Here is a 21,763-nt window from a genome sequence, read left to right as displayed (position 1 = left end):
TCAAAGCCACGCCCGCGCACTAGGCGCGCGGGCCCTGACCGGAGCCTCCATGAAGTCCCTGTCCGAAACCGCCTTTTCCATGCTCGACCTGGTGCCCATCCGCGACCAGGGCACCGTCAGCGAGGCGCTGAACAACGCCGTCGAGGTGGCCCGCCACGTCGAGCGCCTCGGCTTCACCCGCTACTGGCTGGCCGAGCACCACAACATGGACGGCATCGCCAGCTCGGCGACTTCCGTGCTGATCGGCCACATCGCCGGCAAGACCGCGCGCATCCGCGTCGGCTCCGGCGGGGTGATGCTGCCCAACCACCCGCCGCTGGTGATCGCCGAGCAGTTCGGCACCCTCGCCAGCCTCTACCCGGGGCGCATCGACCTGGGCCTGGGCCGCGCTCCCGGCGCCGACCAGGCGACCATGCGCGCCCTGCGCCGCGACCGTATGCTCGGCGACGGCGAAGACTTTCCCGAGCAGGTCGCCGAGCTGGAAATGCTCCTCGGCCCGCGCCGCCCGCAGCAGAGCCTGCTGGCCATCCCCGGCGAGGGCACGCGGGTGCCGATCTGGCTGCTCGGCTCCAGCCTGTTCAGCGCCCGCCTGGCGGCGGAGAAGGGCCTGCCCTATGCCTTTGCGTCGCACTTTGCGCCGCGCTACCTGCATGACGCGCTGCGCATCTACCGGCAGAACTTCAAGCCCTCGGCCATTCTCGAACAGCCCTACGCGATGATCGGCGTGCCGCTGATCGCTGCGCCTACTGATGAAGAGGCCGAGTACCTGGCGACCACCGCGTTCCAGCGCGTGCTGGCGCTGATCCGCGGCGAAAGCCTGAAGCAGAAGCCGCCGGTGGAGCGCATGGCCGGCCTGTGGCTGCCCCACGAGCAGGAAGCAGTGGGCAACTTCTTCGGCCTGGCGGTGATCGGCGGCCCGGAGAAGGTGCGCAGCCGCCTGGAGATCCTTGTCGAGCAGACTGGGGCGGATGAGATCATCTTTACCAGTGATATCTACGACCATGCCTTGCGCCTGCGTTCGTTGGAGATCGTTGCTGGGTTGCGTTGATTCCAACGGCGCTTTGGTGTTTGTCGGTTACGTCGGCGCCGGGGGAATTCCTTTCCCTCACCCCAGCCCTCTCCCAGAGGGAGAGGGAGCCGTCCGTGCCAGCGGTGAGAATGGTGTTCGCCGGCAGCGCCAGAGTGGCCGGCAGACATAGAACTTCCAGCTTGCGCCGAACTGGCTCCCTCTCCCTCCGGGAGAGGGCTGGGGTGAGGGGACCAGCGCCAACCCGAAGCACCCCCACCCCCAGCCACCCCCGCTGTCCAATCCGCTCATCCACATAAGTCCCTTTCGACATTGCCGCAGCAACCGCCCGGCGCGAACATCCCGGTACTCCCTACAAGAACAAGCCAGGAGTTCCGCGATGCGCCCCTATGCCGCCGCCGCTGCCGAATTCGATTACGCGGCCACCGCCCGAGACACCCTCGCCGGCAGCCTCGACGCCCTCAACGCCTGCGTCGAATGCTGCGACCGCCATGCCCCGTCCGGGCGCGTCGCCCTGTACTGGGAAGGCCGCAACGGCGAACGCGCCGAATACAGCTTCGCCCAGCTGCAGGCCCTGTCCGCACAGTTCGCCAACCTGCTGCACGACCTGGGCGTGCGCCCCGGCGACCGTGTCTCCGGCATGCTGCCGCGCACCCCCGAGCTGCTGGTCACCATCCTCGGCACCTGGCGCCTGGGCGCGGTCTACCAGCCGCTGTTCACCGCCTTCGGGCCCAAGGCCATCGAGCACCGCCTGGGCATCGCCGGCAGCCGCGTGCTGGTCACCGACGCCGGCAACCGCGCCAAGCTCGACGAAGTGCCCAACGCCCCGCCGATCATCACCGTCAGCGGCGGCCAGGCGATCCCGACCGGCGACCTCGACTTCTGGAGTGCCCTGGAAGGCCGCTCCGAGCAATTCGAACCGGTCCTGCGCAGCGGCGAAGACCCCTTCCTGCTGATGTTCACCTCCGGCACCACCGGCCTGGCCAAGCCGCTGGCCGTGCCGCTCAAGGCCATCCTGGCGTTCACCGGCTACCTGCGCGACGCCGTGGACCTGCGCCCCGAGGACCGCTTCTGGAACCTGGCCGACCCGGGCTGGGCCTACGGCCTTTACTACGCCGTCACCGGCCCGCTGGCCCTGGGCCACGCCACCACCTTCTACGAAGGCGCCTTCACGGTGGAGAGCACCTGCCGGATCATCCGCCAGTACGGCATCACCAACCTGGCCGGCTCGCCCACCGCCTACCGCATGCTCAAGGCCTCGGCCGCCGAGGTGGAGCGTGAGCTCAAGGGCCGCCTGCGCGCGGTGAGCAGCGCTGGCGAGGCGCTGACCCCGGAGGTGATCCGCTGGTTCGCCGAGGGCCTGGGGGCGACCATCCACGACCACTACGGGCAGACCGAGCTGGGCATGGTCCTGGCCAACCACCATGGGCTGCAGCACCCGGTGCACCTGGGCTCGGCCGGCTACTCCATCCCCGGCCACCGCGTGGTGGTGCTGGGCGAGAACGGCGAGGAACTGCCCGCCGGCCAGCCCGGCATCCTGGCCATGGACCGCAAGCGCTCGCCGCTGATGTGGTTCGCCGGCTACCAGGGCATGGAAACCAGGGCCTTCGTCGGCGACTACTATCTCAGTGGCGATACCGTGGAGCTGAACGCCGACGGCAGCATCAGCTTCGTCGGCCGCTCCGACGACCTCATCACCACCTCCGGCTACCGCGTCGGCCCGTTCGACGTGGAAAGCGCGCTGATCGAGCACCCGGCGGTGATGGAAGCCGCGGTGATCGGCAAGCCCGACCCGGAGCGCACCGAACTGGTCAAGGCCTACGTGGTGCTCTGCCCGCAGCACCAGCCCAGCCCGGAGCTGGCCGAGGAGCTGCAGCAGTACGTGCGCAAGCGCCTGTCGGCCCACAGCTACCCGCGGGAAGTGGAGTTCATCGCCGAACTGCCGAAGACCCCCAGCGGCAAGATCCAGCGCTTCCTCCTGCGCAACCAGGAGATAGCCCGGCAACAAGAGGCGGCCGAACGCGCGGCCGCGCAGCACTGATTCGGAGAGATTCCATGCAGATTCAGGACAAGGTATTCCTCATCACCGGCGGCGGCTCCGGGCTCGGCGCGGCCACCGCGAAAACCCTGGTGGAGGCCGGCGCCCGCGTGCTGCTGGCTGACGTCAACGCCGAGGCCGGCGCCGCCCGCGTGGCCGAGCTGGGCGAGGGCAGGGCGCGCTTCGTGCGCACCGACGTGACCAGCGAGGCCGACGGCCGCGCCGCCGTGGAAGCCGCGCTGGAAAGCTTCGGCGCGCTGCACGGGCTGGCCAACTGCGCCGGCGTGGCGCCGGCCGAAAAAGTCCTAGGGCGCAATGGCCCGCACGGCCTGGACAGCTTCGCCCGGGCCATCAACATCAACCTGGCGGGCAGCTTCAACATGCTGCGCCTGGCCGCCGAGGCCATGGCCCGCAACGAGCCGGACGCCGGCGGCGAGCGCGGCGTCATCGTCAACACCGCCTCGGTGGCGGCCTTCGACGGGCAGATCGGCCAGGCCGCGTATTCGGCGTCCAAGGCCGGGGTGGTCGGCATGACCCTGCCCATCGCCCGCGAACTGGCGCGCCACGGCATCCGCGTGATGACCATCGCCCCCGGCATCTTCGAAACGCCGATGATGGCCGGCATGCCCCAGGAAGTCCGCGACTCCCTCGGCGCCAGCGTGCCCTTCCCGCCGCGCCTGGGCCGCCCCGACGAATTCGCCGCGCTGGTCCGCCACATCGTCGAGAACAGCATGCTCAACGGCGAGGTGATCCGCCTCGACGGCGCCATCCGCATGGCCGCCAAGTGACAGGAGTAACGAAAATGAACGATCCCGTAGTCATCGTCAGCGCCGTCCGCACGCCCATGGGCGGCTTCCTCGGCGACTTCAAGGACACCAGCGCCGCCACCCTCGGCGCCGCCGCCGTGCGCGCCGCCATCGAGCGCGCCAAGCTGGGCGCCGACCAGATCGACGAAGCCATCCTCGGCTGCGTGCTCTCCGCCGGCCAGGGCCAGGCCCCGGCACGCCAGGCGGTGCTCGGCGCCGGGCTGGACCGCGGCACGCCCTGCACCACGATCAACAAGATGTGCGGCTCGGGCATGAAGGCGGTGATGCAGGGTCACGACGCGCTGCTGGCCGGCAGCGCCGGCGTGGTGCTGGCCGGCGGCATGGAGAGCATGTCCAACGCGCCCTACCTGCTGGAGCGCGCCCGCACGGGCTACCGCATGGGCCACGGCAAGGTGCTCGACCACATGTTCCTCGACGGCCTCGAAGACGCCTACGACAGGGGCCGGCTGATGGGCACCTTCGCCGAGGACTGCGCGCAGAGCTACGGCTTCACCCGCCAGCAGCAGGACGACTACGCCATCGCCTCGCTGACCCGCGCCCAGCAGGCCATGCGCGACGGCCGCTTCGCCGCCGAGATCGTCCCGGTGACGGTCAAGGCCGGCAAGGAAACCCGCGAGGTCAGCCAGGACGAGCAGCCGCCGAAGGCGAAGCTGGACAAGATTCCGACGCTGAAACCGGCGTTCCGCGAGGGCGGCACCGTCACCGCGGCCAACTCCAGCTCCATCTCCGACGGCGCCGCCGCGCTGGTGCTGATGCGCCTGTCCGAGGCCGAGAAACGCGGCCTGGCGCCGCTGGCGGCGATCCGCGCGCATTCCTCCTACGCCGCCGCGCCGAACCTGTTCCCCACCGCGCCGGTGGGCGCCATCCAGCGCCTGCTGCAGCGCAGCGGCTGGGGCCTGGGCGAGGTGGACCTGTTCGAGGTCAACGAAGCCTTCGCCGTGGTGGCCATGGCCGCCATGCGCGAGCTGGACATCCCCCACGCCAAGCTCAACGTCCACGGCGGCGCCTGCGCCCTGGGCCACCCGATCGGCGCCTCGGCGGCGCGCATCCTGGTGACCCTGCTCTCGGCGCTGCAGCAGTACGACCTGAAGCGCGGCATCGCCTCGGTGTGCATCGGCGGCGGCGAAGCCACGGCCATCGCCGTCGAGCGCCTGTAAGGAGCGAAGCATGATTCCCAGCGAAGAAGACCTGCAGATCCGTGATGTCGCCCGCCAGTTCGCCCAGGAGCGGCTGAAGCCCTTCGCCGCCGAGTGGGACCGCGAGCACCGCTTCCCGGCCGAAGCGCTGAAGGAAATGGCCGATCTCGGCTTCCTCGGCATGCTGGTGGCCGAGGAGTGGGGCGGCGCGCAGACCGGGCACCTGGCCTACGCCATGGCCCTGGAGGAAATCGCCGCAGGCGACGGCGCCTGCTCCACCATCATGAGCGTGCACAACTCGGTGGGCTGCATGCCCATCGCCAAGTTCGGCACGGACGAGCAGAAGCGCCAGTTCCTGGTGCCCCTGGCCCGCGGCGAGATGATCGGCGCCTTCGCCCTCACCGAGCCCCAGGCCGGCTCCGACGCCAGCTTCCTGAAGACCCGCGCACGCCGCGACGGCGACCACTACGTGCTGAACGGCAGCAAGCAGTTCATCACTTCCGGCAGCCACGCCGGACTGGTGATCGTCTTCGCCGTCACCGACGCGGCGGCCGGCAAGAAGGGCATCAGCGCCTTCATCGTGCCCACCGACACCCCCGGCTACCGCGTGGTGCGGGTGGAAGACAAGCTCGGCCAGCACGCCTCGGACACCTGCCAGATCGCCTTCGATGACCTGCGCATCCCGGCCAGCTACCGGCTGGGCGAGGAGGGCCAGGGCTACGCCATCGCCCTGGCCAACCTGGAGGGCGGGCGTATCGGCATCGCCTCCCAGGCGGTGGGCATGGCCCGCGCCGCCTTCGAATACGCCCGCGACTACGCCCACGAGCGCGAGACCTTCGGCAAGCCGATCATCCAGCACCAGGCGGTGGCCTTCCGCCTCAGCGACATGGCCACCGAGATAGCCGTGGCCCGGCAGATGGTCCACCACGCGGCGAGCCTGCGTGAGGCGGGCCTGCCGTGTCTGACGGAAGCCTCCATGGCCAAGCTGTTCGCCTCGGAAATGGCCGAGCGGGTGTGTTCGGCGGCGATTCAGACGCTGGGGGGGTATGGTTATCTGCAGGATTACCCGGTGGAGCGTATCTATCGGGATGTGCGGGTGTGCCAGATCTATGAGGGCACCAGCGATGTGCAGCGGTTGGTGATTGCGCGGAGCCTGTAAAGAGCGCCCTCTCCCTAACCCTCTCCCTGAAGGGAGAGGGGACCGTTCGGTGTGCTTGGATGTTCTGGAGTCAGCCGGCAGCACCGAAGGTTTCCGACTGAAACCATCACCTTTCTCTGCACGGACAAGCCCCCTCTCCCTTCAGGGAGAGGGCTGGGGAGAGGGGACGGAGCCAGGCCCAGGCACCTGCGTTGCCGACGAACTCCATTCGCGAGCAAGCTCGCTCCTACGAACCCTCGACACCTCGAACCCTACCCATCCCCCCGAAACCGCCCCCGATACTCCGTCGGCGTCACCCCCAGCCTCTGCACGAACACCAGCCGCATCCGCGCCGCGCTGCCGAAGCCGCAGCGCCAGGCCACCACCTTCAGCGGCAGCCCGCTGCCCTCCAGCAACCCCCGCGCCGCGTCCAGCCGGGCGCGCTGGACGAACTCCGCCGGGGGGATGCCCGCCTCGCGGACGAACACCCGGGCGAAGGTGCGTTCGCTCATGGTCGCCACCGCCGCCAGTTCCGCCACCGACAGCGCGTCGGTGAGATGGGCCTGCACGTGGCGCTGTACCCGGGCGATGGGCGAATCGCCATCCGCTGGCGCCTGTAGATAGGGGCTGAACTGCGATTGCCCACCCTGGCGCTGGGCCACCACCAGCAGGCGCTTGGCCACGCTCAGCGCCACCGCCGGGCCGTGGTCCTCGGCCAGCAGCGCCAGGGCCAGGTCGATGCCGGCGGTCACGCCGGCGGAGGTCACCAGCGCGCCGTCGCGCACGTGGATGCTGTCGGGCTCCACCCTTGCCCGCGGGAACAGCTGCGCCAGGCGCGCGGCGTCGCCCCAGTGGGTGGTGACGCGCTTGCCGTCCAGCAGCCCGGCATGGCCGAGGAGGAAGGCGCCGGTGCAGATCGAGCCGTAGCGCGGCGTCTCGGCACAGGCCTGGCGCAGCCAGGCGAGGAGGGTGGTGGAAGGCTCCTCGGCGGGCAATTGCGGGCCGCCGGGCACCAGCAGGATGTCGAAGCCGCCGACGGCGCCGTCCAGCTCGTGCTGCGCGCCCAGCAACTGGCCGTTGGAGGCGGGGATGGGGAAGCCACGTTCGGCCAGCGTCAGCACCTGGTAGCCGCTGCCCGGCGCGACGAAGGCATTGGCTTCGGCGAAGACGTCCAGCGGGCCGGCGACGTCCAGCGCCTGCACGCCGGGGAACAGCAGCATGGCCACGCGTTTCATGGCGGATTCCTGGCGACGAATGGGCTTGCCATTGTGGTGCCGTGGTTGGCTGGCAGCAAAGCGGAAAATGAATCGAATCCTGCCAGTCCGGGGGCTTTTTACCGCAGGTGAAAGGGCGGTCAATCCATTCAGCCAGGTTGGCAAGCCCTTATTGTTACGTGTTGCGCAGTAATCCCTTGTCGTATTGCCTCTGTGTCCGGAACGGCCGTTCAACTAAATTTGTATACACGGCAAGGCCAAATGGCCAGCACGCCGGAAATCGGAGAATCCCACCATGAAACGCACCCTGTTCAGCCTGTTCGCCATCCCCCTGATGGGCGCCGCTTTGGCCGCCAATGCCGCCGACGCCGCGCCCGTGGTCTACCACTACGGCATGCAGCTCGACGTGGCCAAGGTGATCAGCATCGAGCAAGCCAACGACCGTTGCGAAGTCGCCCCGGCGAAAATGACCTACGCCGACTCCAAGGGCCAGGTCCACGTGCTCGAGTACCTGCGCCAGACCGAGATGTGCAGCGACATCTGACCCTCCCAGCGCAACGGGCGGCGTTCTTCCGCCGCCCGCGCCGCGCGACTCTGCCTCATTCTGCTCGACCTTCCTCGCAACCTTCCTTCTGCAACCGCGGCCAGTCGGCTATCTGCAAGAGCACGTCGCTCAGCGCCTGGGCGGCGCTGGAGAGCTTGTGCTCGGCCAGGCTGAACAGGCCCACGCGGCGTTCCACCGTGGGTTCGTAGAGGTCCACGCAGCGCGCGCCCAACTCCTCCATCTGCTTCACGCACAGGCGCGGCACCGCGCTCACTCCCAGCCCCTGGGCGACCATGCGCCCGACGGTGACCAACTGGTGGCTCTCGAAGGCCACCGCCAGCTTGCCGTGGCTGGCCGCCACGCTGTCTTCCAGCAGCAGACGCACCGCCGAGGGCCGCTGCAGGGTGATGAAGGGCTGCTGCAGCAGCTGCGCCCAGGTCAGCCGGCGCTGCCCGGCCAGGGGCGAGCCGGCCGGCAGCACGGCGACGAAGCGGTCGCTGTAGAAGGCCTGGAAGCTCAGGCCGTCGAGGCTGTCCGGCTCGAAGGCGATGCCCAGCTCGACGCGGCGGTTGCGCACCATCTCCAGCACCTGTTCGTTGATCACGTCGTGCACCGCCACGTTCACCTTCGGGTGGCGCTGGCGGAAGGCCATGAGCGCGCCCGGCAGCAGGTTGCCGGCGAAGGAGGGCATGGCGGCGATGGAGACCTTGCCCAGCTGCAGGGTGAAGTGCTGGCGCAGCAGCTCCTCGGCGTTGTCCCAGTCGGCCAGCAGGCGCCGGGCGATGGGCAGCAGGGTCTCGCCCTCGGGGGTGAGGGCTACGCTGCGGGTGGTGCGCACCAGCAACTGCCCGCCGAGGGATTCCTCCAGGTTCTTGATCGCCAGGCTCAGGGCCGGCTGCGACAGGTGCAGGCGCTCGCCGGCCTGGGCGAAGCTCAGGCTCTGCGCCACGGCGAGGAAGGCGCGCAGTTGCTTGACGGTCATTGATAAGTAAAGCCGAATAATCGATTGGAAAAACAAACTTAACAAATCAGTCCCCAGCGGTGAAGCTGCAGACGCTCTCCGACCGGCCGGTCGGAAACCCAAACTACAAGAGAGGCAGCAGCAGATGGCAGGACTCGACAAGCGGGTTGGCAGTTACGCGGAGGCCCTGGCCGGGCTCACCGACGGCATGACGGTACTGGCGGGCGGCTTCGGCCTGTGCGGCATCCCCGAGAACCTCATCGCCGAGATCCGCCGCCTGGGCGTGAAGGGCCTGACGGTGGTGTCGAACAACTGCGGCGTCGACGGCTTCGGCCTGGGCGTGCTGCTGGAAGACCGGCAGATCCGCAAGATGATCGCCTCCTACGTCGGCGAGAACGAACTGTTCGAACGCCAGCTGCTGTCCGGCGAACTGGAAGTGGAACTCACCCCGCAAGGCACCCTGGCCGAGAAACTGCGCGCCGGCGGCGCCGGCATCCCGGCCTTCTTCACCGCCACCGGCTACGGCACCCCGGTCGCCGAGGGCAAGGAAGTGCGGGAGTTCAACGGCCGCCCGCACATCATGGAACAGGCCATCACCGGCGACTTCGCCATCGTCAAGGGCTGGAAGGCCGACCACTACGGCAACGTCATCTACCGCCACACCGCGCAGAACTTCAACCCGGTGGTGGCCACCGCGGGGCGCATCACCGTGGTCGAGGTGGAAGAGATCGTCGAGCCGGGCGAACTGGACCCCACCCAGATCCACACCCCCGGCATCTACGTCGACCGCATCATCCAGGGGACCTTCGAGAAGCGCATCGAAAAGCGCACCGTGCGTTCCTGAGCCCACCGGACAAGAGAGACAAGAAGATGGCACTGACCCGCGAACAGATGGCCCAGCGCGTGGCGCGCGAACTGCAGGACGGCTACTACGTGAACCTCGGCATCGGCATCCCGACCCTGGTGGCCAACTACGTGCCCGAGGGCATGGAAGTGATGCTGCAATCGGAGAACGGCCTGCTCGGCATGGGCGCCTTCCCCACCGAGGAAAACCTCGACGCCGACATGATCAACGCCGGCAAGCAGACCGTGACCGCCGTGAAGGGCGCGTCGATCTTCTCTTCCGCCGAATCCTTCGCGATGATCCGCGGCGGCCACGTCGACCTCACCGTGCTCGGCGCCTTCGAGGTGGACGTGCAGGGCAACATCGCCTCCTGGATGATCCCCGGCAAGCTGGTGAAAGGCATGGGCGGCGCCATGGACCTGGTGGCCGGCGCCGACAACATCATCGTCACCATGACCCACGCCTCCAAGGACGGCGAGTCCAAGCTGCTCGACCGCTGCAGCCTGCCGCTGACCGGCGCCGGCTGCATCCGCAAGGTGCTCACCGACCTGGCCTACCTGGAGATCATCGACGGCGCCTTCGTCCTGCGCGAGACCGCGCCGGGGGTGAGCGTCGCCGAGATCGCCGAGAAGACCGCCGGGCGGCTGATCGTGCCGGATGACGTGAAGGAAATGACCTTCTGACACCCCCTGTAGGAGCGGGCCCTGCCCGCGATCGCGCGCAGGGCCAGGAGTAGCACCCGTAGGATGGTGTTGAGCGAAGCGATACCCAGCATGGGTTTCGCAAGCTCAACCCATCCTACGAAAAGCACCTCGGCGCAGCCGGCAAGGCAGTTGCTCCAACGAACAGCCGCTTGGGAGAAAGACATGCAAGACGTAGTGATAGTCGCCGCCACCCGCACCGCCATCGGCGCCTTCCAGGGCAGCCTGGCGAACATCCCCGCCCACGAACTGGGCGCCATCGTCATCCGCGAGTTGCTGCAGCGCAGCGGCGTGAAGCCCGAGCAGGTGGACGAGGTGATCCTCGGCCAGGTGCTCACCGCCGGCTCCGGGCAGAACCCGGCGCGCCAGGCCGCCATCGCCGCCGGGCTGCCCCATGCGGTGCCGGCGCTGACGCTGAACAAGGTCTGCGGCTCGGGCCTCAAGGCCCTGCACCTGGCCGCCCAGGCCATCCGCTGCGGCGACGCCGAGGTGGTGATCGCCGGCGGCCAGGAGAACATGAGCCTGTCGCCCTACGTGCTGCCCAAGGCGCGCACCGGCCTGCGCATGGGCCATGCGCAACTGGTCGACAGCATGATCGTCGACGGCCTGTGGGACGCCTTCAACGACTACCACATGGGCATCACCGCCGAGAATCTGGTGGACAAGTACGGCATCAGCCGCGAGGAGCAGGACGCCTTCGCCGCCGCCTCGCAGCAGAAGGCCGTGGCCGCCATCGAGGCCGGGCGCTTCCGTGACGAGATCGTCCCGGTGAGCATCCCGCAGCGCAAGGGCGAGGCGCTGAGCTTCGACACCGACGAGCAGCCGCGCGCCGGCACCACCGCCGAGGCCCTGGCCAAGCTCAAGCCGGCGTTCAAGAAGGACGGCAGCGTCACCGCCGGCAACGCCTCCAGCCTCAACGACGGCGCCGCCGCCGTACTGCTGATGAGTGCCGCCAAGGCCAAGGAACTGGGCCTGCCGGTGCTGGCACGCATCGCCTCTTATGCCAGCGCCGGCGTCGATCCGGCGATCATGGGCATCGGCCCGGTTTCCGCCACCCGCCGCTGCCTGGACAAGGCCGGCTGGCAACTGGCCGAGCTGGACCTGATCGAGGCCAACGAAGCCTTCGCCGCGCAATCCCTGGCGGTGGGCAAGGAACTGGGCTGGGACGCCGCCAAGGTCAACGTCAACGGCGGCGCCATCGCCCTGGGCCATCCCATCGGCGCCTCCGGCTGCCGCGTGCTGGTCAGCCTGCTGCACGAAATGCTCCGCCGCGATGCGAAGAAGGGCCTTGCCACCCTGTGCATCGGCGGTGGCCAGGGCGTGGCCCTGGCCCTGGTCCGCGACTGATCGAGCCCCGCGTGCCGGTGTGACGGACGCCCCGGACGAACTCCGGGGCGTTCGGCGTTACAAAGAAAAATAACTCCAAGAAAATCGAGGTAGGAAAAATGAACGCGAAACTGCAACTGCAGGAAAGCCGTTCCGCGCGCTTCGCCATGGCCTGCTCGGCCTGGGCCGAGCGCTGGTTCCCGGACTCCTGGGTGTTCGCCACCCTGGCGGTGCTGATCGTGGCCGTGGCCACCCTGGCCATGGGCGCGTCCCCCGGCGACACCGCCAAGGCCTTCGGCGACGGCTTCTGGAGCCTGATCCCCTTCACCATGCAGATGGCCTTCGTGGTCATCGGCGGCTACGTGGTCGCCAGTTCCGGCCCGGCCTCGCGGCTGATCGCGCTGCTGGCGCGGGTGCCGAAGAACGGCCGCTCGGCGGTGGCCTGGGTGGCCGTGGTGTCGATGCTCGCCTCGCTGCTCAACTGGGGCCTGAGCCTGGTCTTCGGCGGCCTGCTGGTGCGCGCCCTGGCCCGCCGCACCGACCTGAAGATGGACTACCGCGCCGCCGGCGCCGCGGCCTACCTGGGCCTGGGCGCGGTCTGGGCGCTGGGCCTGTCGTCCTCCGCCGCGCAGTTGCAGGCCAACCCCGGCAGCCTGCCGCCGTCAATCCTCGCCATCACCGGGGTGATCCCCTTCACCGAGACCATCTTCCTCTGGCAGTCCGGCCTGATGCTGCTGGCCCTGGTGGTGGTGTCGGTGGTGATCGCCTACATGACCGCGCCGGGCGAATCCAGCGCCCGCGATGCCGATGCCTGCGGCGTGGACGTCAGCTTCACCCCGCCGCACATGAGCAAGCCCAGCCGCCCCGGCGAATGGCTGGAGCACAGCCCGTTGCTGATCCTGCTGCTGGTGGCCCTGGCCGCCGGCTGGCTGTTCCACGAGTTCGCCACCAAGCCGGCGATCCTCGCCATCTCCGGGCTGAACACCTACAACCTGCTGTTCCTGATGGTCGGCGCGCTGCTGCACTGGCGCCCGCGCAACTTCCTCGACGCCGTGGCCCGCGCGGTGCCGACCACCACCGGGGTGCTGATCCAGTTCCCGCTGTACGGCTCCATCGCCGCCATCATGACCACCGTGAAAGGCACCGACGGCGCCACCGTGGCGCACCACATCTCCACCTTCTTCGTGCAGATCGCCTCCCACGACACCTACGCGTTGCTGATGGGCGTGTACTCCGCGGTGCTGGGCTTCTTCATCCCCTCCGGCGGCGGCAAGTGGATCATCGAGGCGCCCTACGTGATGCAGGTAGCCACCGAGCTGAAGTACCACCTGGGCTGGGCGGTGCAGATCTACAACGCCGCCGAGGCGCTGCCGAACCTGATCAACCCCTTCTACATGCTGCCGCTGCTCGGCGTGCTGGGCCTGAAGGCCCGCGACCTGATCGGCTTCTCCTTCGTCCAGCTGCTGGTCCACGTGCCCCTGGTGCTGTTCCTGCTCTGGGCCCTGGGCACCACCCTGCAGTACCTGCCGCCGGTCATGCCGTAACCACGCAGACGGCTGCCAACGGCAGAGCCCGGGCACCGCGAGGTGCCCGGGCTTTTTCATGGGTGGCCCGCCGGAGGTTCCGGCAATCGCGGAGATGGCTTCTCGTAGGAGCGAGCTTGCTCGCGAACAGATTCCGCTGCGGGGCTCATTCGCGAGCAAGCTCGCTCCTACGAAGAGCGCCTCGGCGCGGCCGGCAAGACAGTAGCGTAGGGCGCATAACCGTTCGCGGTTATACGCCGTTGGCCCGGCACACTGTTGCGACGGCCAACCTGTAGGAGCGGGCCCTGCCCGCGATTCGCGCGCAGGGCGCGCTCCTACAGGGAATGGCGCGGGCGGGGCGGCGTAGGAGCGGATCTCATCCGCGAATCGCGCCGGAACCTCCGGCTATCGCGGACAAGGTCCGCTCCTACGCTGTTTTCCGGGTTCCCGTAGGATGGGTTGAGCGAAGCGATACCCATCGCCATGGCCGCATGGGTTCCGCGAAGGAGAAGCCCAGGCTCGGCCATGGCGTCGGGGATGGCATGGGTGTAGCGGCGTATAACCGCGAACGGTTATACGCCCTACGCCACCACCACCCGTTGCGGGTCGGCGGCTTCGCGGGCGGCCTTGCGGCTGGGCTGGGGCGGGTAGATCCACTGGGTGTTGATCTGGCGCTTGAGGGCCTTGGCCTCGGCGCCCTGCAGCTTGACCTGGCGTTCCCAGCCCTCGGTGTAGACCGCGCCCCAGGGGCCCAGGTCGAGGCAGGTGACGTAGACCGGCTGGGCGTAGGCCTGGGTGGACAGGCCGAGGAGGTCGGCGGCGACGTTGTAGCCGGCGCTGCGGCCCATGTTCATGGCGTGCTGGCAGGACATCAGCGCGTGGTTGCCCGCATCGTCCACCTGCGCCAGGGCCACGTCGCCGGCGGCGAATACGGCGTCCACGCCTTTCACCCGCAGGTCGCGCGTCACGTGCAGGCGGCCGAGGGTGTCACGTTCGCCGGGCACCTGGGCGGTCAGCGGGCTGGCGTGCATGCCGGCGGTCCAGATCACCGTCTTGGCCTCGATGCGTTCGCCGGTGGTGGTGTTCAGGCCGTCGGCGTCGATGGCGTTGACCGCGGCGCCGAGGAAGCGCACCACGCCCAGCTCGTCCAGGGCCTGCTCGATCTGCGGGCGCGGGCCGGGGCCCAGGTCGGAGCCGATGACGTGGCTGCGCTCGACTATCACCACCCGCACCTCGGCATCCTCGCCCAGCACGCGGCGTACCCGCTCGGGCAGCTCGCAGGCGATCTCGATGCCGGTGAAGCCGCCGCCGGCCACCACCACCGTGTTGCGCGCGTCGCTCGGCGGCAGGTCGGCCAGGCGCGCCAGGTGCACGTCCAGGGCGCTGGCTTCGTCGGTCTGGTCGATGCTGAAGGCGTGCTCGGCCAGGCCGGGGATGGCCGGGCGGAACAGGCGGCTGCCGGCGGTCAGCACCAGGCGGTCGTAGGCGAGGCTGAAGCGTTCGCCGCGCTCGTTCACGGCTTCGACGCTGCGCTCGCCGGTATGGATGCGCTCGACGTTGCCCTGCACGTAGCGCACCCCTGCGGCTTCGAACAGCGGCAGCAGCGGCGTGGTCATGGCGTGCGGGGCGGCCTCGTGCAGGCGCGGGCGCAGGTGCAGCAGCGGCTCGGGGGCGACCAGCGCGACTTCGACGTCGCCGCGGCCGTGCTGGTCGAGGACGCGGGCGGCGCCCAGCGCGGCCCACATGCCGGCGAAACCGGAACCGATGACGAGGATGCGTTGTTGCATGGCGTGACTCCTGGGAAGGGAAAATTCGTGAAGGGGATACTAGGCGTTCGGCGGGCGGGGAATAACGGACAATCCTGGCGAAAACCGGCAGTCCAATCCTCCGAGTGCTTGGACGTGGCTGCCGGTAGCGCCTAGGCTGCTTTGGGTCCACTCAGCACATCGTCGCCCAGCCCTTGTTCGTGTAACCCCGCAGCGGAATCCGTTCGCGAGCAAGCTCGCTCCTACGAAAATCGAAAACCGAAAACAACCGAGAGCAGTGCCATGAATTTCAATCTGCAAGACAAGCTCGCCCTGGTCAGCGGTTCCACCAAGGGCATCGGTTTCGCCATCGTTCAGGGCCTGGCGCGCGAGGGCGCGCGGGTGGTCCTCAACGGCCGCAGCCAGGCTTCGGTGGACGCCGCCCTGGCCAAGCTGCGCGAGCAGCAGCCCGATGCCCGCGTCGAGGGTTTCGCCGGCGACCTGTCGCAGCCTTCGGCCATCGCCGAACTGGTGGGCCGCTACCCGCAGGTGGACGTGCTGGTGAACAACCTGGGTATCTTCGATCCCAAGCCCTTCGCGGAGATTCCCGACGAGGACTGGGAGCGCTTCCTGCAGGTCAACCTGCTCTCCGGCGTGCGCCTCAGCCGCGCCTATCTGCCGGGCATGAAGCAGCGCAACTGGGGGCGGGTGGTGTTCATCAGCAGCGAGAGCGGCGTGCAGATTCCGGTGGAGATGATCCACTACGGCGTCACCAAGACCGCCCAGCTCGGCCTGTCCCGCGGGCTGGCGGAGGACTGCGCCGGCACCGGGGTGACGGTCAACGCGGTGCTGCCGGGGCCGACGCATTCCGAGGGCGTCGACGAGTTCGTCGGCAAGCTCTCCGGCGGCCAGCCGTTCGCCGAGTTCGAGGCGGAGTTCTTCCGCAGCGCGCGGCCCAGCTCGCTGCTCAAGCGCTTCACCACGCCGGAGGAGGTGGCCAACCTGGTGGTGTACGTCTGCTCCGAGGCGTCCTCGGCCACTAACGGCGCGGCCTTGCGCGCCGACGGCGGGGTGGTGCGTTCGGCTTTCTGAGGCGCGTGGCTGCGCGGCTTCAGGCGATCTGCCGGAGCAGGTCGCGCAGCTTGTCCAGGGCCGGGTCGATGTCCAGCTTCTCGATGGCACCGAAGCCCATCAGCAGGCCCTGGCGCACCGGCTCGCGGTCGTAGAAGCCATCCAGCGGGTAGATGCCGACTTCCAGCTTGCGCGCCAGCTCCACCAGCAGCGGCAGCTTCACCGGCACCTTGAACAGCAGTGCCAGGTGGAAGCCGGCGTTGGACGGCACCGCCTGCAGCCAGGGCGAGAGGTCGCCCTCGACGCGCGCCAGGATGCGTTCGCGGCGCGTGGCGTAGATGCCGTGGCAGCGGCGGATGTGCTTGAGCAGGCAGCCGTCGGCGATGAACTTGGCCAGCGCCCACTGCGCCAGGGTCGAGCTGTGCCAGTCGTTCAGCTGCCGCGCGCGCAGCAGGGCCGGGCGCAGGCCCGGCGGCACCACCAGGTAGCCCAGGCGCAGTTCCGGCAGCAGCGTCTTGGAGAAGGTCCCGACGTAAGCCACGAGGCCCAGGCGGTCGAGGCTGTGCAGCGTCTCGTGGGGGCGGCCTTCGTAGCGGAATTCGCTGTCGTAGTCGTCCTCGACGATTACCGCGCCCAGCTCCGCGGCCCGCGCCAGCAGGGCCTGGCGCCGCGCCTCGCTCATCGGCATGCCGAGGGGGAACTGGTGCGCCGGGGTGCAGTAGATCAACTGGGTGCCGTCGGGGATGCGCTCCACGCACAGACCCTCGGCGTCCACCGGCACGCTGACGATTTCCGCGCCCTGCATGGCGAACTGCAGGCGCGCCGGCGGGTAGCCGGGGTCTTCCATGGCTACCCGGGTGCCGGGGCGCACCAGCACCCGGGCCAGCAGGTCGAGGGCCTGTTGCGCGCCGTTGCAGACGATGACGTCCTCGTCGCGGCACTGCACGCCGCGGCTGTAGGCGATGTGTCGGGCAATGGCGTCGCGCAGGCTGGGCAGGCCCTCGGGCTGCGCGTAGACCGCCCGCGGGCCCTGCATCTGGCGCAGGGCGAAGTGCACGCAGCGGCGCCAGTCCTCGTGGGGGAAGGTGGCGAGGCTGCTGGCGCCGCCGAGGAAGTCGGCGCGCAGGGTGACGCCGGCGTGGGGGTGGACGATGCGCGTCTGCAGCGCCTCCCAGGTGTCGATGGCCTCCTGGGCGGCGTAGCGGATGGTCTGCGGGCGCTGCTCGTGGCGCGGCACCCGGGCGTTGACGAAGGTGCCGCTGCCGACGCGGCCGACCAGCACGCCCTCGTAGGTGAGCTGGGCGTAGATGTCCGACACCGTCTTGCGCGACAGGCCCAACTGCTCGGCCAGCAGGCGACTGGGCGGCAGCCGCGCGCCGGCGGCCAGGCGCCCGCTGTCGATGGCCTCGCGCAGCTGCGCGTAGAGTTGCCCGCCAAGGTCCTTCTGGCCCTGGATGACGATATGCAACTCCATGAATGCCTCTCCGCGCTCGCTGTGTATTGGCGGAAGATTAGCCAGCGGCCGGGCCCGGCGCGAAGTTGCGTAGCGGTTTTTCGTCGGATTGGCCACCCTGGCGCGGTGGCGCGCCCGGCAGAATGGCCTTCATCTACCTTCGAGGAACTTCGCCATGGAACCACGCCTGGACTACTACACGGCCTCGCCGGAAGCGCTCAAGGCGATCCTGGCGCTGGAGGCGGCGACCTTCGACCTGTCCATCGAGAAGCCGCTGCTGGAACTGGTCAAGGTGCGCGTCTCGCAGGTCAACAACTGCGCGTTCTGCGCCGACATGCATGCGCTGGAGGCGCGGCGCAGCGGCGAGTCGGAGCGGCGCCTGTACGCCGTGGCGGTGTGGCGCGACTCGCCCTTCTTCAGCGACCGCGAGCGGGCCGCGCTGGCCTGGTGCGAGGCGGTCACGCTGCTGTCGCAGTCCAACGTGCCCGACGAGGTCTACCAGCAGCTGCGCAGCCAGTTCGACGAGCGCGAGGCGGTGGACCTGACCGTGGCCATTTCCGCCATCAACTGCTGGAACCGCCTGGCGGTGAGCTTCCGCCAGCTGCCGGCGCTCTAGCGCCGCCGGGGTTGCCGCGGCAGGCTGCCGGGCAGGGCGTAGTAGCGGGCCCGCGCGGCCGGGCTGGCGCGCCAGCGGCGTTCGGCGGCGAGGTCGTCGGCCCAGCGCTCCAGGTCTTTTTCGGCGGGGTGCGGGAAGAGTCGGCGCAGCAGTCGGGCGAACATGGCGGTCACCTCTGTAACTCTTTAAGTGTGTTTATACGGTTACTCAAGGCTGTATTCTGCGCTCGCCTTGTAACCTGTCAATAGTTGTTTAAAGAGTTACTGCGCCATTCGTCCGGGCAGACGCAGCCCGGCATCCGGAATAGGCCTTGGTGGGGAAGGGGAAAGGCGGCTGCGGCGGGCGCCGCAGCCGGGACGGGGCTCAGTCGAGGATGGTCAGGGTGACGTCGATGTTGCCGCGGGTGGCGTTGGAGTAGGGACAGACGATGTGCGCGCGGTCCACCAGGGTCTGCGCCTGGTCGCGCGGCAGGCCGGGCAGGGAGATGCGCAACTCCACCTCGATGGCGAAGCCGGTGGGCACCGGGCCGATGCCGACCACGCCCTCGATGGACGGGTCCTTGGGAATCGCCAGCTTGTCGCGGGCGGCGACGAACTTCATGGCGCCGAGGAAGCACGCCGAATAGCCGGCGGCGAACAGCTGCTCCGGGTTGGTGCCGCGGGCGCCGTTGCCGCCCAGTTCCTTGGGCGTGGTCAGTTCCACGTCGAGCACGCCGTCGGAGGAAATGGCGCGTCCCTCGCGGCCACCGGTGGCTTCGGCGTAGGCGCGGTACAGCACGTTGTCGATGGACATGGCAGGGCTCCTGATCAGGGAAGGGGACTGAACAGTCTTGGCCAGGCTGGCGCGGCTCGCCAGTCGCCCGATGCTGTAACTTGAAAACGCCTGGACGAGGGTTACCATGGGCGTCGACATCCCGACACCGGAGCGAGCATGCGCGAAACCACCCCCCAGCCGCCCTACATCCTCGCCGACCACCCGGTGCTGGACTTGCTCAACAGCCTGAGCCGCGCCGATGCCGCGGCCCTGTCGGTCTCCGATGCCTGGCACAGCGACGCCGACGTGCAGCACTGGCTGCGCCTGCTGAGCCTGCCGGCGGAAGGCGCGGATTTCGCCGAGGGCGAGCTGCTGGCCGCCGCCATCGAGCTGCGCGAGACCCTGCGCGAGCTGGTGAGCAAGCGCAAGCGTGGCGAGCCGGCCGACCCGGCGCGCTTCAACGCCTTCCTGCGCAAGGTCGCGAGCTACCCGCAGCTGGATTGGGACGGGCAGGGCGCGCATCTGCGCCACCAGGCCGTCAAGCCCGGCGCCGAATGGCTGCTGGCGCCGCTGGCGGAGCAGGGCGCGCAATTGCTTGCCGAGGGGGATTTCGAGCTGGTCCGCGTGTGCGAGCACCCGGACTGCACCCTGTGGTTCTACGACCGCACCAAGTCGCACCGCCGGCGCTGGTGCAGCATGGCCCTGTGCGGCAACCGCCACAAGGTCGCCGAACACCGCAAGCGCCAGCGCCAGGGCGACGCCTGAGGCTCAGCGCGGGCAGCTTGCGGCGGCCCGCGCCGGCTGCCAGGTGCCGGCCGCTCCCAGCAGCAGGGCGGCGCCGGCCGCCAGCAGCGCCGGGCTGAAGCTGCCGTCCAGGTGATAGAGCGCGCTGGAGGCCAGCGGCCCGACGATCTGCCCCACGCCGTACACCGCGGTCATGGCCGCCAGCATGTTGAAGCGCACTTTCGCCGCCGCCAGGCGCGCGGCGGGCAGGGCGATGGTCGGCGTGCCCATGAAGGTCCCGCCCACCAGCAGGGCGCTGGCCAGGTAGGCCGGGGCGCTGTGCTGCAGCACCGGCAGGATCACCCCCAGCGCCTGCACCAGCAGGTTCGCCGCCAGCGCCCGGCGCGTGCCCAGGCGCCCGTGCAGCCAGTGCCAGAAGAAGCACGACGGCGCCGCCGCCAGGCCGAACACCGCCCAGGCCTGCAGCGGCGACAGCGCGCCGCCGCGCATCAGCAGCGGCAGGTAGGTGGCGGTGATGATGTAGCCGAAGCCGGCCAGGCCGTAGATCAGCAGCAGGCTCGCCGGCGCCATGGGCACAGCGGGCGCTGCGTGCGTCGCCGTCTTGGCGGGCGCGGGCGCGGGGCGGCCCAGCGCCGGCCAGGCCAGCAGGGCGAGAACGCTCCCGGCGCCGGCCAGCAGCAGCCAGATCGCCGGGCTGCCCAGGCCCGCGCCATGGCCGCCGGCGATCAGCTCGGCGGAAATCAGGATGCCCAGGCCCACCCCGGAGAACATCAGCGGCGCGCCGCCGTGGCGTTGCATCACGTGCAGCAGCCACACCGAGGCGCCTACCAGCGCCACCGCGCTGAGCACCCCGGCCAGCAGGCGCACGCCGATGGCGAACCAGGCCGGCGCCGGCACCGCCATGGCCGCCAGCCCCAGCAGGGTGCCCACCAGGGCCACGCGGCACAGGCTCGCCGCCAGGCGTTCCGGGCAGCGCGCCAGGGCCAGCGCGCCCAGCAGGTAGCCGGCATAGTTGGCCGAGGCGGCCAGCGAGCCGCCATTCACGCTGAGCACGCCTTCGCCGACCATCAGCGGGTAGAGCCCGGTGAAGGCGAAGCGGCCGAAGCCCATGCCGATGGCCAGGATGAGCGCGGCGCTCAGCGCCAGCGCGAGTTCCCTGCGTTGCTTCACGCGGCGGCCCCCAGGGTTTCGCGGAAGCGTTCGAAGGCGCCGGTGGCGTAGCCTTCGCGCCAGACCAGGAGGATGTCCACGCTCATGATCGGCAGCAGTCGCAGCGCCGGCGGCTCGCGCTGCAGGTCGAGCAGCGAGCGCGGCAGGATGCCCACGCAGGCGCCGGCGGCGACGCAGGCCAGGATGCCGTGGTAGGAACCCACTTCCTGCACCTGCACGCGCGCGCCCTCGGCGTTCAGCCAGTCCTCGGCGATCTGCCGGTAGGTGCAGCCGCGGGCGAAGCCGGCCAGGGTGCGCACCTGCACGTCGCCCGGCCCGCGCACCGGCGGGTGGTCGCCGGGCAGGGCCAGCAGCAGTTCCTCGTGGAACACCGCCTGGCCCAGCAGGCCGCGCTCCAGGGCCGCTTCGAAGCCGGGTTCGGCGCGCAGCGCATCCGGGTGGGCGACCAGCGCGCAATCCAGGCGCCGCGACAGCACGCCGTCCACCAGCGCCTGGCTGGTGCCGGTGCTGACTTCCAGCTGCACCTGCGGGCAGGCGCGGTGGTAGGCCGCCAGCGGGCCGGGCAGGCGGCTGGCGGCGGTGCTCTCCATGCTGCCCAGGCGCAGGCTGCCGGTGGCCTCGTGGGGGTGCAGCGACTGCCGCGCCTCGGCGGCCAGGGCCAGGAGCTTCTCGGCATAGGCGAGGAACTCGCGGCCCTGGTCGGTCAGCGCCATGCGCTTGCCGTCGCGCAGGAACAGCGCCACGCCCAGGTCTTCCTCCAACTGGCGGATGCGCGTGGTGACGTTCGACTGCACCCGCTGCAGGCGCGCGGCGGCGCGGGTCACGCTCTGTTCCTCGGCGACGCAGCGGAAAATTTCCAGGCTGGATAGGTCCATCGATGATCTCTGTTGGAGAATGTATTGCGTAGAATATTCTCTGTATGAGATTTTAAG

General features: G+C 69.6%; 21 protein-coding genes. 13 read left to right on the top strand and 8 right to left on the bottom strand.

The genetic code is table 11. From position 1 onward, the window contains the following. Window positions 1–49 precede the first annotated feature (49 nt). The 5 genes from M8R19_RS00950 (at window position 50) to M8R19_RS00930 (ending at window position 6,187) form a co-directional block, all read left to right on the top strand. Window positions 50–1,048, top strand: a complete 999-nt coding sequence (locus tag M8R19_RS00950) for an LLM class flavin-dependent oxidoreductase (RefSeq protein ID WP_009622195.1) — start codon at window positions 50–52, stop codon at window positions 1,046–1,048. A gap of 358 nt (window positions 1,049–1,406) precedes the next feature. Continuing rightward, window positions 1,407–3,068 (top strand): acyl-CoA synthetase, encoded by a 1,662-nt coding sequence (locus M8R19_RS00945; RefSeq protein WP_249916747.1) that lies wholly within the window; start codon window positions 1,407–1,409, stop codon window positions 3,066–3,068. A gap of 14 nt (window positions 3,069–3,082) precedes the next feature. Then, window positions 3,083–3,853, top strand: a complete 771-nt coding sequence (locus tag M8R19_RS00940) for a 3-hydroxyacyl-CoA dehydrogenase (protein ID WP_249916746.1) — start codon at window positions 3,083–3,085, stop codon at window positions 3,851–3,853. Window positions 3,854–3,867: 14 nt separating this feature from the next. After that, window positions 3,868–5,049, top strand: a complete 1,182-nt coding sequence (locus M8R19_RS00935; protein WP_249916745.1) for an acetyl-CoA C-acyltransferase — start codon at window positions 3,868–3,870, stop codon at window positions 5,047–5,049. A gap of 10 nt (window positions 5,050–5,059) precedes the next feature. Beyond that, complete coding sequence (locus M8R19_RS00930; RefSeq protein WP_058072454.1) at window positions 5,060–6,187, top strand: acyl-CoA dehydrogenase family protein; 1,128 nt, start codon at window positions 5,060–5,062, stop codon at window positions 6,185–6,187. Between the two features lie 251 nt (window positions 6,188–6,438). On the opposite strand, the gene M8R19_RS00925 is transcribed toward M8R19_RS00930, so the two are convergent. Continuing rightward, on the bottom strand, window positions 6,439–7,401 hold the full coding sequence (locus M8R19_RS00925; RefSeq protein WP_116423441.1) for a GlxA family transcriptional regulator: 963 nt from the start codon (window positions 7,399–7,401) through the stop codon (window positions 6,439–6,441). Between the two features lie 274 nt (window positions 7,402–7,675). Here M8R19_RS00925 and M8R19_RS00920 point away from each other — a divergent pair, with 274 nt between their 5' ends. Further along, on the top strand, window positions 7,676–7,924 hold the full coding sequence (locus M8R19_RS00920) for a DUF2790 domain-containing protein (RefSeq protein WP_009622183.1): 249 nt from the start codon (window positions 7,676–7,678) through the stop codon (window positions 7,922–7,924). 55 nt (window positions 7,925–7,979) lie between these two features. Here the strand turns inward: M8R19_RS00920 and M8R19_RS00915 are convergent, their stop codons facing one another. After that, window positions 7,980–8,906 (bottom strand): LysR family transcriptional regulator, encoded by a 927-nt coding sequence (locus tag M8R19_RS00915; RefSeq protein WP_249916744.1) that lies wholly within the window; start codon window positions 8,904–8,906, stop codon window positions 7,980–7,982. Between the two features lie 124 nt (window positions 8,907–9,030). Here M8R19_RS00915 and M8R19_RS00910 point away from each other — a divergent pair, with 124 nt between their 5' ends. The 4 genes from M8R19_RS00910 to M8R19_RS00895 all read left to right on the top strand — a co-directional run bounded on the left by M8R19_RS00910 (window position 9,031) and on the right by M8R19_RS00895 (window position 13,300). Beyond that, window positions 9,031–9,729, top strand: coding sequence for a CoA transferase subunit A (locus M8R19_RS00910; protein WP_009622180.1), 699 nt, complete (start codon window positions 9,031–9,033; stop codon window positions 9,727–9,729). 26 nt (window positions 9,730–9,755) lie between these two features. Next, complete coding sequence (locus M8R19_RS00905; RefSeq protein WP_074979263.1) at window positions 9,756–10,412, top strand: CoA transferase subunit B; 657 nt, start codon at window positions 9,756–9,758, stop codon at window positions 10,410–10,412. A gap of 183 nt (window positions 10,413–10,595) precedes the next feature. Next, window positions 10,596–11,777: an acetyl-CoA C-acetyltransferase gene (locus tag M8R19_RS00900; protein WP_009622176.1), complete on the top strand. Its 1,182-nt coding sequence runs from the start codon at window positions 10,596–10,598 to the stop codon at window positions 11,775–11,777. A gap of 98 nt (window positions 11,778–11,875) precedes the next feature. Further along, window positions 11,876–13,300 carry a short-chain fatty acid transporter gene (locus M8R19_RS00895; protein WP_074979259.1) on the top strand — a complete coding sequence of 475 codons (1,425 nt, stop codon included), beginning with the start codon at window positions 11,876–11,878 and terminating at the stop codon, window positions 13,298–13,300. A gap of 560 nt (window positions 13,301–13,860) precedes the next feature. Here the strand turns inward: M8R19_RS00895 and M8R19_RS00890 are convergent. Then, window positions 13,861–15,066 (bottom strand): NAD(P)/FAD-dependent oxidoreductase, encoded by a 1,206-nt coding sequence (locus M8R19_RS00890; RefSeq protein ID WP_249916743.1) that lies wholly within the window; start codon window positions 15,064–15,066, stop codon window positions 13,861–13,863. A 261-nt stretch (window positions 15,067–15,327) separates the two neighbouring features. Between M8R19_RS00890 and M8R19_RS00885 the strand changes: the two genes are divergently transcribed. Next, complete coding sequence (locus tag M8R19_RS00885) at window positions 15,328–16,116, top strand: SDR family NAD(P)-dependent oxidoreductase (RefSeq protein WP_074979254.1); 789 nt, start codon at window positions 15,328–15,330, stop codon at window positions 16,114–16,116. 19 nt (window positions 16,117–16,135) lie between these two features. On the opposite strand, the gene pdxR is transcribed toward M8R19_RS00885, so the two are convergent. Beyond that, on the bottom strand, window positions 16,136–17,569 hold the full coding sequence (pdxR, locus tag M8R19_RS00880) for a MocR-like pyridoxine biosynthesis transcription factor PdxR (RefSeq protein WP_116423446.1): 1,434 nt from the start codon (window positions 17,567–17,569) through the stop codon (window positions 16,136–16,138). Window positions 17,570–17,723: 154 nt separating this feature from the next. Here pdxR and M8R19_RS00875 point away from each other — a divergent pair, with 154 nt between their 5' ends. Then, window positions 17,724–18,164, top strand: a complete 441-nt coding sequence (locus tag M8R19_RS00875) for a carboxymuconolactone decarboxylase family protein (RefSeq protein ID WP_043272695.1) — start codon at window positions 17,724–17,726, stop codon at window positions 18,162–18,164. Here the strand turns inward: M8R19_RS00875 and M8R19_RS00870 are convergent. After that, window positions 18,161–18,328 (bottom strand): hypothetical protein, encoded by a 168-nt coding sequence (locus M8R19_RS00870; RefSeq protein WP_249916742.1) that lies wholly within the window; start codon window positions 18,326–18,328, stop codon window positions 18,161–18,163. The two genes, M8R19_RS00875 and M8R19_RS00870, sit on opposite strands and share 4 nt — an antisense overlap. A gap of 199 nt (window positions 18,329–18,527) precedes the next feature. Beyond that, window positions 18,528–18,956 carry an organic hydroperoxide resistance protein gene (locus M8R19_RS00865; RefSeq protein WP_009622165.1) on the bottom strand — a complete coding sequence of 143 codons (429 nt, stop codon included), beginning with the start codon at window positions 18,954–18,956 and terminating at the stop codon, window positions 18,528–18,530. A 138-nt stretch (window positions 18,957–19,094) separates the two neighbouring features. Between M8R19_RS00865 and M8R19_RS00860 the strand changes: the two genes are divergently transcribed. Next, window positions 19,095–19,682: a CGNR zinc finger domain-containing protein gene (locus M8R19_RS00860; RefSeq protein WP_249916741.1), complete on the top strand. Its 588-nt coding sequence runs from the start codon at window positions 19,095–19,097 to the stop codon at window positions 19,680–19,682. Between the two features lie 3 nt (window positions 19,683–19,685). Here M8R19_RS00860 and M8R19_RS00855 read toward each other — a convergent pair whose 3' ends face one another. Together M8R19_RS00855 and M8R19_RS00850 are read right to left on the bottom strand one after the other, a co-directional pair. After that, window positions 19,686–20,831 carry a YbfB/YjiJ family MFS transporter gene (locus M8R19_RS00855; RefSeq protein WP_249916740.1) on the bottom strand — a complete coding sequence of 382 codons (1,146 nt, stop codon included), beginning with the start codon at window positions 20,829–20,831 and terminating at the stop codon, window positions 19,686–19,688. Continuing rightward, window positions 20,828–21,706 carry a LysR family transcriptional regulator gene (locus M8R19_RS00850; protein ID WP_249916739.1) on the bottom strand — a complete coding sequence of 293 codons (879 nt, stop codon included), beginning with the start codon at window positions 21,704–21,706 and terminating at the stop codon, window positions 20,828–20,830. The genes M8R19_RS00855 and M8R19_RS00850 overlap by 4 nt, the downstream gene beginning before the upstream one ends. Window positions 21,707–21,763 lie beyond the last annotated feature (57 nt).

It is taken from the genome of Pseudomonas sp. R3.Fl (genome assembly GCF_023516765.1).
GTDB lineage: Bacteria > Pseudomonadota > Gammaproteobacteria > Pseudomonadales > Pseudomonadaceae > Pseudomonas > Pseudomonas citronellolis.
Note: the sequence above shows the minus strand (reverse complement) of the source record. Positions and strands in the feature narration are given on the sequence as shown.

Bases quoted from the DNA above. Each gene is read 5' to 3' on its own strand.
- M8R19_RS00950 (WP_009622195.1), top strand. From the start codon at position 50: ATGAAGTCCCTGTCCGAAACCGCCTTTTCCATGCTCGACCTGGTGCCC.
- M8R19_RS00945 (WP_249916747.1), top strand. From the start codon at position 1,407: ATGCGCCCCTATGCCGCCGCCGCTGCCGAATTCGATTACGCGGCCACC.
- M8R19_RS00940 (WP_249916746.1), top strand. From the start codon at position 3,083: ATGCAGATTCAGGACAAGGTATTCCTCATCACCGGCGGCGGCTCCGGG.
- M8R19_RS00935 (WP_249916745.1), top strand. From the start codon at position 3,868: ATGAACGATCCCGTAGTCATCGTCAGCGCCGTCCGCACGCCCATGGGC.
- M8R19_RS00930 (WP_058072454.1), top strand. From the start codon at position 5,060: ATGATTCCCAGCGAAGAAGACCTGCAGATCCGTGATGTCGCCCGCCAG.
- M8R19_RS00925 (WP_116423441.1), bottom strand. From the start codon at position 7,401: ATGAAACGCGTGGCCATGCTGCTGTTCCCCGGCGTGCAGGCGCTGGAC.
- M8R19_RS00920 (WP_009622183.1), top strand. From the start codon at position 7,676: ATGAAACGCACCCTGTTCAGCCTGTTCGCCATCCCCCTGATGGGCGCC.
- M8R19_RS00915 (WP_249916744.1), bottom strand. From the start codon at position 8,906: ATGACCGTCAAGCAACTGCGCGCCTTCCTCGCCGTGGCGCAGAGCCTG.
- M8R19_RS00910 (WP_009622180.1), top strand. From the start codon at position 9,031: ATGGCAGGACTCGACAAGCGGGTTGGCAGTTACGCGGAGGCCCTGGCC.
- M8R19_RS00905 (WP_074979263.1), top strand. From the start codon at position 9,756: ATGGCACTGACCCGCGAACAGATGGCCCAGCGCGTGGCGCGCGAACTG.
- M8R19_RS00900 (WP_009622176.1), top strand. From the start codon at position 10,596: ATGCAAGACGTAGTGATAGTCGCCGCCACCCGCACCGCCATCGGCGCC.
- M8R19_RS00895 (WP_074979259.1), top strand. From the start codon at position 11,876: ATGAACGCGAAACTGCAACTGCAGGAAAGCCGTTCCGCGCGCTTCGCC.
- M8R19_RS00890 (WP_249916743.1), bottom strand. From the start codon at position 15,066: ATGCAACAACGCATCCTCGTCATCGGTTCCGGTTTCGCCGGCATGTGG.
- M8R19_RS00885 (WP_074979254.1), top strand. From the start codon at position 15,328: ATGAATTTCAATCTGCAAGACAAGCTCGCCCTGGTCAGCGGTTCCACC.
- pdxR (WP_116423446.1), bottom strand. From the start codon at position 17,569: ATGGAGTTGCATATCGTCATCCAGGGCCAGAAGGACCTTGGCGGGCAA.
- M8R19_RS00875 (WP_043272695.1), top strand. From the start codon at position 17,724: ATGGAACCACGCCTGGACTACTACACGGCCTCGCCGGAAGCGCTCAAG.
- M8R19_RS00870 (WP_249916742.1), bottom strand. From the start codon at position 18,328: ATGTTCGCCCGACTGCTGCGCCGACTCTTCCCGCACCCCGCCGAAAAA.
- M8R19_RS00865 (WP_009622165.1), bottom strand. From the start codon at position 18,956: ATGTCCATCGACAACGTGCTGTACCGCGCCTACGCCGAAGCCACCGGT.
- M8R19_RS00860 (WP_249916741.1), top strand. From the start codon at position 19,095: ATGCGCGAAACCACCCCCCAGCCGCCCTACATCCTCGCCGACCACCCG.
- M8R19_RS00850 (WP_249916739.1), bottom strand. From the start codon at position 21,706: ATGGACCTATCCAGCCTGGAAATTTTCCGCTGCGTCGCCGAGGAACAG.